Origin of the sequence: Actinoplanes sp. NPDC023714, from assembly GCF_040639855.1 — a bacterium.
Classification (GTDB): Bacteria; Actinomycetota; Actinomycetes; order Mycobacteriales; family Micromonosporaceae; genus Actinoplanes.
Genome location: NZ_JBFAAR010000002.1, coordinates 753,404 through 766,581, shown reverse-complemented (window position 1 = coordinate 766,581; position 13,178 = coordinate 753,404). Strand labels below are relative to the sequence as shown.

At 73.7% G+C, this 13,178-nt stretch carries 14 protein-coding genes; 7 read left to right on the top strand and 7 right to left on the bottom strand.

Annotation, left to right across the window (positions count from 1 at the left end):
* Positions 1 to 66: 66 nt before the first annotated feature.
* On the top strand, positions 67 to 1,374 hold the full coding sequence (locus tag AB0G10_RS11540) for an amino acid permease (protein ID WP_360918853.1): 1,308 nt from the start codon (positions 67 to 69) through the stop codon (positions 1,372 to 1,374).
* Here the strand turns inward: AB0G10_RS11540 and AB0G10_RS11535 are convergent.
* The 3 genes from AB0G10_RS11535 to AB0G10_RS11525 are packed head-to-tail and all read right to left on the bottom strand — an operon-like array spanning position 1,296 to position 2,989.
* A complete protein-coding gene (locus tag AB0G10_RS11535) occupies positions 1,296 to 2,090 on the bottom strand; it encodes a methyltransferase domain-containing protein (protein ID WP_360918851.1) in 795 nt (264 codons plus the stop codon). The two genes, AB0G10_RS11540 and AB0G10_RS11535, sit on opposite strands and share 79 nt — an antisense overlap.
* A gap of 42 nt (positions 2,091 to 2,132) precedes the next feature.
* A complete protein-coding gene (locus AB0G10_RS11530; protein ID WP_360918849.1) occupies positions 2,133 to 2,615 on the bottom strand; it encodes an SRPBCC family protein in 483 nt (160 codons plus the stop codon).
* Complete coding sequence (locus tag AB0G10_RS11525) at positions 2,612 to 2,989, bottom strand: metalloregulator ArsR/SmtB family transcription factor (protein ID WP_360918847.1); 378 nt, start codon at positions 2,987 to 2,989, stop codon at positions 2,612 to 2,614. Before AB0G10_RS11525 ends, AB0G10_RS11530 begins: the two co-directional genes overlap by 4 nt.
* A gap of 80 nt (positions 2,990 to 3,069) precedes the next feature.
* Between AB0G10_RS11525 and AB0G10_RS11520 the strand changes: the two genes are divergently transcribed.
* Together AB0G10_RS11520 and AB0G10_RS11515 are read left to right on the top strand one after the other, a co-directional pair.
* The gene (locus AB0G10_RS11520) at positions 3,070 to 3,753 is read left to right on the top strand and encodes a HEAT repeat domain-containing protein (RefSeq protein WP_360918846.1); all 684 of its coding nucleotides are present in this window, start codon (positions 3,070 to 3,072) and stop codon (positions 3,751 to 3,753) included.
* A 62-nt stretch (positions 3,754 to 3,815) separates the two neighbouring features.
* On the top strand, positions 3,816 to 4,862 hold the full coding sequence (locus AB0G10_RS11515) for a HEAT repeat domain-containing protein (protein WP_360918844.1): 1,047 nt from the start codon (positions 3,816 to 3,818) through the stop codon (positions 4,860 to 4,862).
* 7 nt (positions 4,863 to 4,869) lie between these two features.
* Here the strand turns inward: AB0G10_RS11515 and AB0G10_RS11510 are convergent, their stop codons facing one another.
* Positions 4,870 to 5,046 carry a hypothetical protein gene (locus AB0G10_RS11510; RefSeq protein WP_360918842.1) on the bottom strand — a complete coding sequence of 59 codons (177 nt, stop codon included), beginning with the start codon at positions 5,044 to 5,046 and terminating at the stop codon, positions 4,870 to 4,872.
* A gap of 57 nt (positions 5,047 to 5,103) precedes the next feature.
* Positions 5,104 to 5,955, bottom strand: coding sequence for an NAD(P)-dependent oxidoreductase (locus tag AB0G10_RS11505; RefSeq protein ID WP_360918840.1), 852 nt, complete (start codon positions 5,953 to 5,955; stop codon positions 5,104 to 5,106).
* A gap of 81 nt (positions 5,956 to 6,036) precedes the next feature.
* Here AB0G10_RS11505 and AB0G10_RS11500 point away from each other — a divergent pair, with 81 nt between their 5' ends.
* Together AB0G10_RS11500 and AB0G10_RS11495 are read left to right on the top strand one after the other, a co-directional pair.
* Positions 6,037 to 6,648, top strand: a complete 612-nt coding sequence (locus AB0G10_RS11500) for a hypothetical protein (protein WP_360918838.1) — start codon at positions 6,037 to 6,039, stop codon at positions 6,646 to 6,648.
* A complete protein-coding gene (locus AB0G10_RS11495) occupies positions 6,645 to 7,328 on the top strand; it encodes a class I SAM-dependent methyltransferase (RefSeq protein WP_360918836.1) in 684 nt (227 codons plus the stop codon). The genes AB0G10_RS11500 and AB0G10_RS11495 overlap by 4 nt, the downstream gene beginning before the upstream one ends.
* 196 nt (positions 7,329 to 7,524) lie before the next feature.
* Here the strand turns inward: AB0G10_RS11495 and AB0G10_RS11490 are convergent, their stop codons facing one another.
* Both AB0G10_RS11490 and AB0G10_RS11485 read right to left on the bottom strand, forming a co-directional pair.
* Positions 7,525 to 8,589, bottom strand: a complete 1,065-nt coding sequence (locus AB0G10_RS11490; protein WP_360918834.1) for a hypothetical protein — start codon at positions 8,587 to 8,589, stop codon at positions 7,525 to 7,527.
* Positions 8,590 to 8,715: 126 nt separating this feature from the next.
* Positions 8,716 to 9,312 carry a hypothetical protein gene (locus AB0G10_RS11485; protein WP_360918832.1) on the bottom strand — a complete coding sequence of 199 codons (597 nt, stop codon included), beginning with the start codon at positions 9,310 to 9,312 and terminating at the stop codon, positions 8,716 to 8,718.
* Positions 9,313 to 9,437: 125 nt separating this feature from the next.
* Between AB0G10_RS11485 and AB0G10_RS11480 the strand changes: the two genes are divergently transcribed.
* Positions 9,438 to 12,392 (top strand): Ig-like domain-containing protein, encoded by a 2,955-nt coding sequence (locus tag AB0G10_RS11480; RefSeq protein ID WP_360918830.1) that lies wholly within the window; start codon positions 9,438 to 9,440, stop codon positions 12,390 to 12,392.
* A gap of 12 nt (positions 12,393 to 12,404) precedes the next feature.
* Positions 12,405 to 13,136, top strand: coding sequence for a lysophospholipid acyltransferase family protein (locus AB0G10_RS11475; protein WP_360918828.1), 732 nt, complete (start codon positions 12,405 to 12,407; stop codon positions 13,134 to 13,136).
* Positions 13,137 to 13,178 lie beyond the last annotated feature (42 nt).

Genomic DNA, 13,178 nt, shown 5'->3' with positions numbered 1-13,178 from the left:
GGAATCTATCGCACGACGGCATTTCTGCCACTGTCCGGTGTGGTCCTCCGCGACGAGGCTGGCGGCATGAGGAACGACGGGCTCACCGCCCCGCAAGGAACCGCCCTGTACGTCGGCGCCGTGCTCGGCACCGGCGTGATCGCCCTGCCGGCCCTGGCCGCCGAGACCGCCGGACCGGCGTCGCTGCTGGCCTGGCTCCTGCTCGTGGTGCTCTCGGCGCCGCTGGCCGCCACGTTCGCGGCGCTCGGCGCCCGGCATCCCGACTCCGGTGGCGTGTCGACCTACGCAAGGCTCGCCTTCGGGGAGCGCGCCGCCGCGGTGGTGGGCTGGTGCTTCTACCTCGCGGTGCCGCCCGGCGCGGCGGCGGCCGCGCTCTTCGGCGGCGCCTATGTGGCCGCGGCGGCCGGTGGCGGCGCGGTCGTCACGGCGGCGACGGCGGCGCTGCTCATGGTCGCCGTGACCGTCACGAACGCCGCCGGGGTGCGGCTCGCCGGGAAGGTGCAGCTGGCCGCCGCGGCGCTGCTCGTGACGTTCCTGGTGGTGGCGGTGCTGGTGGCGCTGCCGTCGGCGGACACCGCCCACTTCCGGCCGTTCGCGCCGCACGGCTGGGACGCCGTGCCGGCCGCCGCGGCGCTGCTGGTGTGGAGCTTCGTCGGCTGGGAGGCGATCACGCACCTGACCGGGGAGTTCCGCCGGCCCGCCCGGGACGTCCCGCGGGCCACCACCGCGGCCGTGCTGATCATCGGGGTGCTGTACCTGGCCGTGGCGTTCGCCGTGATCGCGGTGCTCGGGCCGCGCGCCGCCGACGCGGAGGCGCCGCTCGGCGAGCTGATGGCGGCCGGGCTCGGCGGCGACGCCCGCTACCTCGCGGCCGGCGCCGCCCTGCTGCTCACGTTCGGGACGATGAACGCGTACTACGCCGGCGCGGCCAAGCTCGGCGCCGCCCTCGGCCGGGACGGCGCCCTGCCGGGGTGGCTCGCGCGGGGCAGCAGGGCCGGCGAGGTGCCCCGGCGGAGCCTGGCCGTGAACGCCGGCCTGTCGTTCCTGTCGCTCGGCGTCGTGGTGGCCGCCGGGGTCGGCGCGAAACCGCTGGTGCTGCTGACCACGGGGTCGTTCGTGACCGTCTACGCCGTGGGGGTCGCGGCCGCGCTGCGCCTGCTGCCGCGGGGCAGCGCCGGCCGGGCCGCGGCGGTGCTGGCCATGGGCGCGGTGCTGCTCCTGCTGGCGATGACCGGGATCTACCTGCTCTGGGCGGTGGTCATCACCGGCGGCGCGCTGCTGTACCTGAGGGCGCGTCAGGGCCGGGAGCCGAGCCCGATCAGCGTCGTGGCGTCCAGTTCGTCGACGCCGTCCCGGGACAGCGAGTCCAGATAGGTCTCGCGGACCGCGTCCACCTGCTCCGGGGTCAGCCCGGTCAGCGCCGCCACATAGCCGGAACCGGTCACCAGCAGCCACGCCAGCTCCGGGGTCAGGTGCAGGGTCAGCTCGTGGGTGACCACCTCGACGCCGGTCAGGCCGCGCTGCTCCAGCCACGGGCGGTAGGTGGCCGCCTCGTTGATGTGCTCGAGCGGGCCGGTGGGGCGTCGCGGGATCTCGGTGCCGGTCACCCGGGTCACGGCGGCGCTCAGGTGACGGCCGGCCACCTCGACCGCGCCGCGGCGCCAGATCGTCAGCCCGGCCCGGCCGCCGGGGCGCAGCCGGCCGATCAGGTATGCGGTTCCGGCGGCCATGTCGGGCAGGAAGAAGATGCCGAGCACCACCTGGAGCACGTCGTACCCGGTCCCGGGCCAGGTGGTGGCGTCGGCGGCCCGCGGGTGCAGCTGCGGCAGGCCGGCGGCGAGGCGGGTCAGCTCGCGGATCAGCGGTTCGGAGAGGTCGATCGCGTCGACGTGGCCGCCGCCGCCGACCCGCTCGGCGGCCGGGATCGCCGAGGCGCCGGTGCCGCAGCAGGCGTCCAGGACCCGCTCGCCGGGTGCCGGGGCGGTGCGGTCGGCGGTCGCCCGCCCGATGGGCTTCCAGAGGTGGTCGCCCAGGCGTTCGAAGTCCCGTGCGGCGTCGTCGAAGGCCCGGAGGAAACGGTCAGCAGCCATCCGCCGAGCCTGCCATCGACGCGGTTCCCCCGTCGACCCGGCTCAGGGCTTCTGGGCCTCGAAGTACGGCTTCATGGCCGGGAAGTAGTCGTTGAAGTCGGGCAGCGGGGCGCCGTCGTGCGCGGCCACCAGCGCGTCCAGGTAGAACTCCCAGCCGGGCCCGACCTCGCCCACGTTCTCGTCGCCGGTCAGGTGCTGGGTGAAGCGCATCTCGGTCACGCCGGCCGTCTCGGTGAGGATCATGTCGAGATGCCAGGCGCCGTACTCGTCCACCGCGGAGAGGGCCAGCCGGCGTGGGGCCTCGCAGGCGTCGACGGTCATGTCCATCCAGGGCCTGCCCTCCTCCTGGATCATCTGGACCTTGATCGTCCGGCCGGGCGCGGCGTCGCCCTCCCACGGGCCGAACCAGCGGGCGGTGCGGTCGGATTCGGTCAGGCTGGCCCAGACGTCGGTGATGGGCGCACGGAACGTGCGGGTCAGCACGAGGTCGGTGCCGAACAGCCGGCCGGTCGGTGTGGGGCTCATGCGATCTCCCTTTTCTGATCATCGGACGTGGCTTCGCGGCGGGCGCGGCGGGTGCGGTGGACCTCGGTCTCCAGCGCGTCGAAGTGGCGGTCCCAGGCGGTCGGCCGGCGGAACCGGTCGAGCCAGCCGGACAGGTCGCCGAGCGGCCCGGCGACGAGGGTGTAGACGCGGCGGCGGCCGTCGGCCACGTCGCGGACCAGGCCCGCCTCGCGCAGCACGCGGAGGTGACGGCTCACGGCGGGCCTGCTGATCGCGAAGGCGCCGGCGATCTGCCCGGCCGTGCGGGGCTCGGCGTGCAGCATCAGCAGGATCTCCCGCCGCACCGGATCGGCGATCGCCCCGGCCGCCGCGTCGAGGTCCGCCCGCTCCTCCATGAGGTGAAGCGTAACCACCCTGTTACGCGTATGCAAGGACGCTTGACATTGACACTGTGACAACCTCTTCACTCGTTCCCATGACCACGAACACGCGGGCGATCCAGGCCCTGGCGAGCGCGAACCCGTCCACCCGCCTGCAAGCCGCCCTGGCCCTGGGGACAAACCCCGATCATGGGTACGTCGGAAGCCTCGTCGACAGGTGCGCGATCGAACCGGACTTCTTCGTGCGGGAGAATCTGACCTGGGCGCTCACCCGGCATCCGCCGGAGCTGACGGTTCCCCGGCTCGTCGAGGAGCTGCGGTCGGCGAACCCGCGGGCCCGGAGCCAGGCGCTGCACACCCTGTCGAAGATCGGGGACTCCGCGGCCTGGCCCGCCATCACCCCGGAACTGATCGCCGACCCGGACGACGAGGTGGCCCGCGCGGCCTGGCGGGCGGCCGTCGTCCTGGCGCCGGCCACGGAGCGGCCGGCACTGGCGGGCCGGCTGCGGCCACAGCTCGGGCGCGGCGTACCGGAAACGCAGTTGAGCCTGAGCCGCGCCCTGCTGGCGCTCGCCGACGCGGCCCTGCCGGTCCTGCAGGCCGCGCGCAACGACCCGGACCCGGCGGTGCGGCAGCATGCGATCGCCACCGAGAGGCTGGCGCGGGATCCGGACGCGGGGTTCGCGCTCGCGATCGAGGAGGCGAAAAGGATCGTCGCCCTTGATGGGGCGCCGGCCGGGGAGCCGTCGTCGCAGGGGGCGGGCGTCGGGCAGGCTTGAGCGGACGGGGGCGGCTGCCGGGGACGTTTGATCGGTCGCCGGCGAGGACGGTGAGGTGACGGTTGCTGATCGGTGAGGTGGCGCGGCGGTCCGGGGTGAGCGCGCGGATGTTGCGGCACTACGAGTCGCTGGGGCTGGTGCGGCCGACCGGAAGGTCCGGTTCCGGGTACCGGGAGTATTCGGAATCGGACATCCGGCGGATCTTCCACATCGAGAGCCTCCGGTCGCTGGGGCTGTCGCTGCGGGATGTCGGGCGGGCGCTCGACGATCCGGGGTTCGCGCCGGCGGGGCTCGTCGAGGATCTGATCGGGCGTGCCCGGGAACGGATCGCCGCCGAGACCGAACTCCTCACCCGGCTGCGGCGGATCGACGCCTCGGAGCCGGCCGGGTGGGACGACGTGCTGCGGATCGTGGCGCTGCTGCAGGCGCTCGGGTCGGAGAGCGCCGGGAGGCGGCAGCGGGCGGCGCTGTCGTCGCAGGGTCCGGGTTCGGCTACGCCGCCGACGGAAGCACTCGTCGGGGCGGTGCTCACCGAAGACGAGATCAACGTGGGCGGCGCTCTGCGGTGGGCGCTGGCGCAGTCCGGTGCCGATGCGCTGCCCCTGCTCACCGAGGGACTCGCCTCGCCGGACGCCGGGGTGCGGCGGCGGGCCGCCGAGGCGATCGCGCGGATACCGGGCGAGGCGGCCGGCGCGGTGCTGCGCGAGGCGCTCGGCTCCTCCGATGTGGTGGTCCGGCGCTGTGCGGCTCTCGTGCTGGGGGCGCGCGGCGTACCGGAGACGGCGGGGGTGCTCGTCGCGATGGTGGCCGAGGGCGTGAACGACACCGAGGCCGCCGACGCGCTGGGGGTGCTCGCCCGCGACCCGGAGACGGCGGCGAGGATCGCGGCCGGCCTGGCGTCGGCGGCCGGCCTCGGCGCGGCGCCGTCCTCGGCCGGCGGCTCGCAGGGCGGCGGGGATGCGGGAGTGCGGCGGCGGGTGGCGGAGGCGCTGGCCGAGATTCCGGGGGAGGCTGCCGCGAAGGCCCTGGTCGAGCTGGCGGCGGACGGTGACCGGGCCGTCGCGGTCACCGCCGCGTACGTGCTGCGCCTGCGCGCCGGGAGCGCCTGAAGGCTTGTCAGCCCGCGCGCTTCAAGGCCTGGGTGTTCAGCACGTCGTCGTGCCGGGCCACCTCCGCGCCGTCGCGGTAGACGGTGATGCCGCCGCGCCAGGCGCAGTAGGTGACCTCCTCGTACCGGCTGATGTGGTCGTCGTGGTGGTGGATCACCAGGATGTCCGCAGCTGTGGCCGCCATAGTTCCTCCTCGTGGGCCGGGGCAGGTCCTATCGGCGGCCGGTGACCCGACTGAAGGTCAGGCGTCCCGCCAGCTGTGCCGCGGCTCGTAGCCGAGCAGCCGGCGGGCCTTCCCGATGGAGAGCAGCGTCTCGTGTTCGCCCAGCTCCCGGGTGACCGGGACGTCCGGGAAGAACTCGGCGGCCAGGTCGGCGGTGCGGCGGCTCATCACCGTGTCGGCATTGGCGATCACGAAGACCTCCACGCCGGGCCGGTCGTAGCCGAGCGCGAGCCGGACCGCCTGGGCGCCGTCCCGGGCGTCGATGTAGCCCCAGAGGTTCCAGATCCGCTGCCGCGGGTCGGCGTCGAAGCCCGGGAAGGCCGCGTAGTCGTGCGGCTCCATCACGTTGGAGAACCGCAGGCCGACCGCCGTGAGCTCGGGATCCCAGCGGCAGAACTGGGCGGCCATCTGCTCCTCGAGGTGCTTCGCGAGCGAGTACGAGGTCTCCGGCCGCGCCGCGTACTCCTCGTCCACCGGCAGATAGGGCGGCGGGGTGTCGAACGGCAGGCCCAGCAGGGTCTCGCTGGACGCCCACACCACCCGCTTGATCCCGGCCGTCCGGGCCGCCGCGAACACGTTGTAGCCGGAGGTGATGTTGTTGGCGAAGATGGCGGCGTTCGGCCTCAGCCCGGGCGCCGGGATCGCGGCCAGGTGCACCACGGCGTCGACGCCGCTGTACCGGTCGTCGACCCCGGTCAGCGCACCGACGACCTGGCCGAAATCGGTCAGGTCGACACGGGTGTGCGGGCAGAGCGGCTCGGCGGGCGGGGCGAGGTCGAGGTTGTGCACCTCGTACCCGTGCTGGATCAGGTCCGTCACGACGGCACGGCCGAGTTTGCCGCTGCCGCCGGTCACTGCGATGCGGGGCACGTCACTCCTGAGGTCGGACGGTGGTTGCCCCCAGTCTTCCCCATGATCAAAGAATTTGACGACGTGTGATGCCATCGGCCGATGCCCCGTGCCCGTTATCGATGTGGCGTGCTCACCGACCCGGCCGCGATCGCCGCTGCCAAGCGGCTGCAGGGTCGAGCCCATCTCCGGTACGGCCACCTGCCGCGCGAAGCGCTCACCGCCGAAGGCTGGTTGCCCTGGCACGACCGGGCCGGAGGCGCGCCGGCGCGGTGGTTCGGGGCCCGCTCCGCCGGCGGCCGGCTCGTCGCGGTCGCCACGAAGATCGCGCGGGGCGGCGACGGCGTGGTCGAGGCGTCCGGCGCCGCCAAGGCCGCGGGCACGCCCCCCGAGGTCACCCTCGGCCTCTACCGCGCGATGTACCACGACAGCGTCGACCGCGGCGAGCGGCTGTGGGTCATGAACGTCGTCCCGCCGGTCCGGGCCACGCTGGAACGCTTCCTGGAGGGCGGCATCGTGGTGAGCCCCGCGGTCGTCCGCGCGCGGGATCTGCACCCGTCGGTGCTGCCCGGCGTGGTCGTCCATCCGGCGTCGGGGCTGGTCGACGGCTTCACCACGCGCATCCGGGCGGCCGGGGATGCGGCTCAGGATCTTTCCAGGCGAGATCTTCTGTACGGGGTGGCAGCCTTCTTCGACGATCGGCCGGGGCGATGAGGCGTCTCCTGTGGGACGTCTACGCCCGCTGTTACGACGTCGTCGCGCGGCTCAGCCCGTACGAAAGAATGGTTTGTGAAATCGTCGGCGAGGTGCCCCTCCAGCCGGGGCGGGTGCTCGACGCCGGCTGCGGAACCGGCAACCTCACGCGGGCGGTGCGGGCGCGACGACCCGGCGAGATCGTCGCGGTGGACCTGTCGCCGGTGATGCTGGAGCGCTCCCGGCGCAAGAATCCGGGGGTGACGCACGTGCGCGCCGACCTCGACGGCGATCTGCGCGAGGTGCCGGGCGCGTTCGACGTGATCCTCTGCGGCAACGTGCTGTACGCCGTCACTGATCCGGAACGGACGCTGGCCGTGCTGAAGAGCCGCCTCGCACCGGGCGGCCGGCTGATCGTGACGACGCCGCGGGCCGGGGCCGGCGTGACAGCGATCCTGCGCGAACACGTCCGCGACCGCGGTGTCCTCTCGCTGGGGCGGATCATCCTGCCGCTGCTGGCCGTCGGGGCGATCAACGTCTGGCTGCTCGGCTCGGCGGCGCACCACTTCTTCACGCGCGACCAGCTCGCGGCGCTGCTGGGGGAGGCCGAGATCCGGGCGACCTACAGCGAGCAGGCCTGGCTGGCCGTCCTACCGAGCCCGCGCGACGCCCGGCCGAGCCGGCCGCGAGCCTCGTCGTGACGCCGGAGCGGCTGGTTCGCGTCGATGCCGGGGCGCTCGAGACGTCGTTCGGCAGCGATCCCGACCGGGGTGCTGCTCGGTGGCTGCCGACGTCGGCTCGCTTCCCGACTACGGCCGGCGGCGGGTGCGGCCACGGGTCGTCAACCTGGCACCGGTCCTCATCGTGGTGCTGGTGCTCCGGGCGGGTTGACGATCGTCAACCGAGGGTGATCTGGATGCCCGTGGCCGACGCTCGCGCGACGCCGTTGACGCGGAACGGGGCGTCGCCGTTCTCGGTGCGCTTCGCGCCCTGCGGGTCGGTGTAGGTGGCCGACCAGTGGACCGTGCCGGCGCCGTCGTCGGTGATCGTCACGCCGTCGGCGGCGCCGAACAGGGTCGCGGCAGCCGGCTGCGCCAATATTTCCGGATATTTCCGGACCCTCCACGTCACTGCGGTGATCTGCCCCCACACCGTGAGCGCGAACGGGCAGCCCGGCGTCTGCGCCGTGGTGGTGGCTGCGCACCTGTCGATCGTGCCGCGCACCTCGGTCGCGATCCGGTCGTGGGCGCCGCCGGCCAGGGCCGGGGTGCCGAGGTCGAGCGGAGCGACGTAGGCGGCCTGGTCGGCGACGGTCGGCAGGGCGGTCGCGGACGCGGCGGTGAGCAGCGCGTTCCCGGCGGCCTCGGCCCGGAACAGGCCGGGGAATCCCACCACGTCGGTGCGGGCCGGCATGTCGACGCCGTTGACCGTCACGGCCCGGCCCTTCGCGTTCGCCAGCACGATCGTCACGAACGGAGCCCGCAGCCGGTAGTGGTCGTCGTCGTCCTGGACCACGAGCAGCCGATGGCTCACCGTGGAGCCGCTCGCCGTGTACCGGACGTCGACGAACCGGGCGCGCCGCCCGATCGCCGGATCGGCGTCGGTGACCTCGCCGATCTCGACGTGCCGCGGGCGGTACCGCTTGTCCAGCGCCTCAGCGGTGAGCAGCGGCTGCTGCGCGGCGTCGATCTCGTCACCGAGGAAGACCAGGTCGAGGGCGGCTTCGGCGTCCCCGTCGGCGAGGGCCGCGAAGTAGTCCTCGACCGCCGTCCGCGGGGTGTCGGTCATCAGCCGGGTCACGCCGATGACGGCCAGGCCGGCGAGCAGGACGCCGGCGATCGCGGCGGCGGCGATGATGAGCGGGCGGCGGTGCGGCCGGGGCCGGGGCGGGGTCGCGCCGAAGGCGGGGTGGGGTGCGTGGTGAGACGCGGGATAAGGCGCGAATCCCGAAATTTCCGACACGTGGCCGATGGTAATCGCCGACCGGCCCGGGGTTGGGGCAAATCCGCCGCAAGCGCTGCCGGGGTCGGACGGGCGGCCCGGCCGGCCGGGCGCCATCGGGCGCCCGCGGAGAGGCCGCCGGTGGGGTCAGCCGCCGGCCGAGCTGTCGCCGCCGATGCTGCCTATCCCGCTCAGTGAGGTGCCTCCGGTGCTGCTGCGGCCCACGACGTTGGTCTTGACGGTTCCGTTCGTGACCGGGCCGGCGGCGGGCAGCTTGAAGGCGCGGCGGCTCTCCTCGTCCGAGGCGGAGAAGTAGTCGCCGCCGTCGAGGCGGGCGCCGGTCGGGAGGCCGCGGGGGTAGCCGGGGGAGTGCCACAGGAAGTAGGTGCCGGTCTCGTCGTCGACGCAGTAGTCCGGTTCGACGATCTCGCCGTCGTAGTCGGCGCAGTAGAAGACCTCGCCGTCCACCGGAGCGGCGGGCGTGGGACTGGAGGTGGCGGCCCGCGTCGGGGCCGGCTTGGAAGAGGCCGCCGGCTTGGCAGAAGGCTTGGCGGAAGGCTTGGCAGAGGGCTCGATGGAGATCGCCGGCCGGGAAGGGGCCGCCGGCGGGGACGAGGACTCGGGTCCCGACGCCGCGTCGCAGGCCGCCGTCCCGCCGGCCGCCAGGGACAGGAACGTGGCGGTCAGCGCCACCCGGCGCGAACTGATCCGGCGACCCGCCCCGACCCCGTTGATCAATTTCATGGGGGCAGCGTAGGTGACCTGCGCCAACCGGAGGGACCCTTGACAGGCGGCGGCCCGGACATTTGCGCCCGCCGATCATCCATAGTGGAGGAGAGTCGACGCCGATCGATGTGATGCTGAGCGGCATGAGAACCCGGGCCCTGGCCGCCGGCATCCTTCTGACGACGCTGGCCGTGGCGCCGGCCGGAGCAGCGGCCACAGCGACGGCGGCGGCCGCGGCGGCCGCCACCACCCCGGTCGCGAGCATCGACTTCCGGCCGGCCGGCACCGCCGCGCCCACGGGCTGGACCGCCGACACCGGCGCCGCGTGGACCGCCGCCCGCGGTTTCGGCTGGATCCGCCAGGACACCGCCACCGAGTCCACGCCCACGCCGCTCGACCTCGCGGCGAACACCCGTAACCGCGCCCGGGCCGGCGTCGACCCGCTCGACAACACGCTGATCCACCTGCAGTACGGCGACGTCGGCGGCACGAACGGCGTCCTCACGGCCGGGGCCTGGCAGTACGCGGTGCCGCCCGGGACGTACACGGTCACGGCCACGGCCGGCGACCAGCCGTCGTACGACAGCGTCCACGTGATCCGCGCCGAGGGCCGGACCGCGATCGACCACTTCACGCCGGCGGCCTCCCGGGAGTTCCTCACCGGCTCGGTCACGGTCCCGGTCACCGACGGGATGCTGACCGTCGACGCCGTGGGCGGCCGGAACACGAAGCTGACCCGGCTCACGATCGGCCGGGTCGTCGACGACACCACGGCCCCGCCCGCGCCGACCGGCCTCGCCGCCGCCCCCGGTGACCGCCAGGTGGCCCTGACCTGGACCGCCGGGACCGCCGCCGACCTGCTCGGCTACCGCGTCTACCGGGACGGCACCCTGATCTCCGGCGCCGGGCTGGTCACGGCGCCCGCCTACACCGACACGACGGCCGCCAACGGGACCGCGCGGACCTACACGGTCAGCGCGGTCGACGCCTCCGGCAACGAGTCGGCGCGCTCCCAGCCGCGGACCGCCACGCCTGTCGCGTTCACCGCGAAGGTCGCCTTCTCCGACCAGGCGAGCACGCCGCCGGCCGGGTATCTCAAGGACTACGGCCAGGCCTTCGGCACCCTCGGCTACGGCTGGATCGACCTGGAGGACGGGGGTCCGCTGAATCTGGTCGGCAATGGGCGGGACCGCGGCGCCACGACGGCTTCCGACGTACGCCTGACGCGCCTCATGCATGCACAGGCCGGCGGCAAGCCGGCGGGCGCCTGGGAGATCGCCGTCCCGAACGGGCTCTACACGGTGACGGCGGCCGTGGGGGACAGCGGCACGGCGACCGACAGCGTCCACTACCTCAACGTCGAGGACCAGAACGCGGTGGCGGCGTTCCGGCCCGCCGCCTCGGCGAAGCACGTGACCGCGACCCGGACCGTATCGGTCACCGACGGCCGGCTCACGCTCAGCCCGAAGGCCGGCACGAACACGAAGTTCCACTACGTCGACGTGGCGAGCGTCCCGGCGGCGGGCGCGATCCCGGCGGTCCGCGCGATCAGCCCGGCCAACCTGTCCACCGGCCTCGCGACGACCACCAGCATCGTCGCCGACCTGGTGCTGCCGTCCGGCGCTGTCGACCCGGAGTCGCTGGGCGGCGCGGCGGTCCGGCTGACCCGGGTCGCCGACGGCGCCACCGTCCCGACCAACGCGATCACCAGCGGCGGGGGAGACGTCGTCAACGCGTCCCCGCTGACGCCGCTCGCCGCCGGGACGCTGTACCGCCTCGACATCACCGCGGCGGTCACCGACGTCGAGGGCCACGCGTTCGCGCCGTACTCGATGGTCTTCACGACCGGGGCGGCGAGCGGCGGAGGCCCGGCGTTCACGAAGGTGACCTCGGGCGGGGTCGCGGCCGACTACACGAGCGTGACGATGGGCCCGGACGGCCGGCTCTACGCGGCCACGCTGAACGGCCGGATCTACCGCTACCCGGTGGCCGCCGACGGCACCCTCGGTACCCCTGCCACGATCGACACGGTGCAGAACCGCACGATCATCGGCCTCGCCTTCGACCCGGCCTCGACGGCGGCGAACCCGATCCTCTGGATCACCTCGAACCACCCGTTCACCGGCACCTACGACGTGCCCGACTTCTCCAGCGTGCTGGCCCGGCTGACCGGCCCCGACCTGGGCACGTACACCCCGGTGCTGACCGGCCTGCCGCGCTCGGTGAAGGACCACGAGACGAACTCGGTCGCGTTCGGGCCGGACGGCGCGCTCTACATCAGCCAGGGCGCCAACAACGCGATGGGCGCGCCGGACGCCGCCTGGCGCGACCGGCCGGAGCGCCTGCTCACCGCCGCGATCCTCCGCCTCGACCCCGCGAAGCTGCCGGCGTCGCTGCCGCTGGACGTCAAGACCGAGGACGGCGGCACCTACGACCCCTATGCGCCCGGGGCGCCGCTGACCCTCTACGGCACCGGGGTCCGCAACGCCTACGACCTGGTCTGGCACCGCAACGGTCACCTCTACGTGCCGACCAACGGCTCGGCCGCCGGCGGCAACACCCCGGACGTGCCTTCGCCGCTGCCGGCGTCCTGCTCCCGTCGCGTGGACGGCGGTTACACCGGGCCGGTCGTGGCCGGGTTGCGCCCGAACCCGCAGGCGGAGACCGACTACGTGTTCGACGTGAAGCCGGGCCGCTACTACGGCCACCCCAACCCGTCCCGCTGCGAGTGGATCCTGGCCGGCGGCAACCCGACCGGCGGCGCCGACCCGTTCCAGGTGAACGGCTATCCGGCGGGAACCGCCCCGGACCCCAACCTGGACCTCGCGGGCATCCACGACGCCGGGCTGCACGCCTCGGCGAACGGAGCGGTCGAGTACCGGGGCGGCGCCCTCGACGGCAAACTGCTCGTGGTCCGCTACTCCGACGGCCAGGACATCCAGATGTTCGACGTGGCGCCGGGCGGGGCGCTCACCAACCGCCGGACGGTCGTGGCGGGCTTCAACCAGCCGCTCGACGTGACGCAGAGCCGCACCACCGGCGACCTCTACGTCACCGAGCTGGGCGCACGCCGCATCACGCTGCTGCGCCCCAGCTGACACAATGACGGGGTGCTCCGGATCTTCTCGGTCCTCTACTGGGCGTTCATCGTCCTCACCTGCCCGGTGTTCTTCCTGGGGGCGCTGCTCGTCTTCGTGGTGACGCTGCCCTTCGACCGCCGGCGGGTGGCGCTGCATCTGTATTCGTCGGCGTGGGCGTCCTTCTACGTCTACGTCAACCCGCTCTGGCGTCTCCGCGTCCACGGCCGGGACACGCTGCCGTGGCGCGGCGCCGCCGTCCTGGTCGCCAACCACGCCTCGCTCATCGACATCCTCGTCCTGTTCGCGCTCTTCCGCCCGTTCAAATGGGTCTCCAAACAGGAGATCTTCCGGGTGCCGGTGATCGGCTGGAACATGCGCCTCAACGACTACGTCCCGCTCGTGCGCGGCAGCGGCGCCTCGGTCCGCGAGATGATGGCCCACTGCGACCGCCTCCTCGCGGCCGGCTCCCCGGTCATGATCTTCCCGGAGGGCACCCGCACCACCGACGGCGAACTGCGCGCCTTCAAGGACGGCGCCTTCGACCTGGCCGTCCGCCACGGCGTCCCGCTCATCCCGATCGCCGTCCACGGCACCCGCCGGGCCCTGCCCCGCAACGGCGTCATCCTTCGCGACCGCATCGACGTCCGCGTCGACGTCCTCCCACCCCTCCACCCGTCCGCCTTCCCCGACCGCGACGCCCTGCGCGAAGCGGCGAGGCTGGCCATCGCCGAAGCCCTGCAACCGTCGAGTTCAAGAGCCTGATGTCGCAGCGGGGTGGGTGGTGCGGACCGTCGCTCACGCCGA

Bases quoted from the DNA above. Each gene is read 5' to 3' on its own strand.
- AB0G10_RS11525 (WP_360918847.1), bottom strand. From the start codon at position 2,989: ATGGAGGAGCGGGCGGACCTCGACGCGGCGGCCGGGGCGATCGCCGAT.
- AB0G10_RS11530 (WP_360918849.1), bottom strand. From the start codon at position 2,615: ATGAGCCCCACACCGACCGGCCGGCTGTTCGGCACCGACCTCGTGCTG.
- AB0G10_RS11495 (WP_360918836.1), top strand. From the start codon at position 6,645: ATGAGGCGTCTCCTGTGGGACGTCTACGCCCGCTGTTACGACGTCGTC.
- AB0G10_RS11510 (WP_360918842.1), bottom strand. From the start codon at position 5,046: ATGGCGGCCACAGCTGCGGACATCCTGGTGATCCACCACCACGACGAC.
- AB0G10_RS11485 (WP_360918832.1), bottom strand. From the start codon at position 9,312: ATGAAATTGATCAACGGGGTCGGGGCGGGTCGCCGGATCAGTTCGCGC.
- AB0G10_RS11535 (WP_360918851.1), bottom strand. From the start codon at position 2,090: ATGGCTGCTGACCGTTTCCTCCGGGCCTTCGACGACGCCGCACGGGAC.
- AB0G10_RS11540 (WP_360918853.1), top strand. From the start codon at position 67: ATGAGGAACGACGGGCTCACCGCCCCGCAAGGAACCGCCCTGTACGTC.
- AB0G10_RS11500 (WP_360918838.1), top strand. From the start codon at position 6,037: ATGCCCCGTGCCCGTTATCGATGTGGCGTGCTCACCGACCCGGCCGCG.
- AB0G10_RS11480 (WP_360918830.1), top strand. From the start codon at position 9,438: ATGAGAACCCGGGCCCTGGCCGCCGGCATCCTTCTGACGACGCTGGCC.
- AB0G10_RS11520 (WP_360918846.1), top strand. From the start codon at position 3,070: ATGACCACGAACACGCGGGCGATCCAGGCCCTGGCGAGCGCGAACCCG.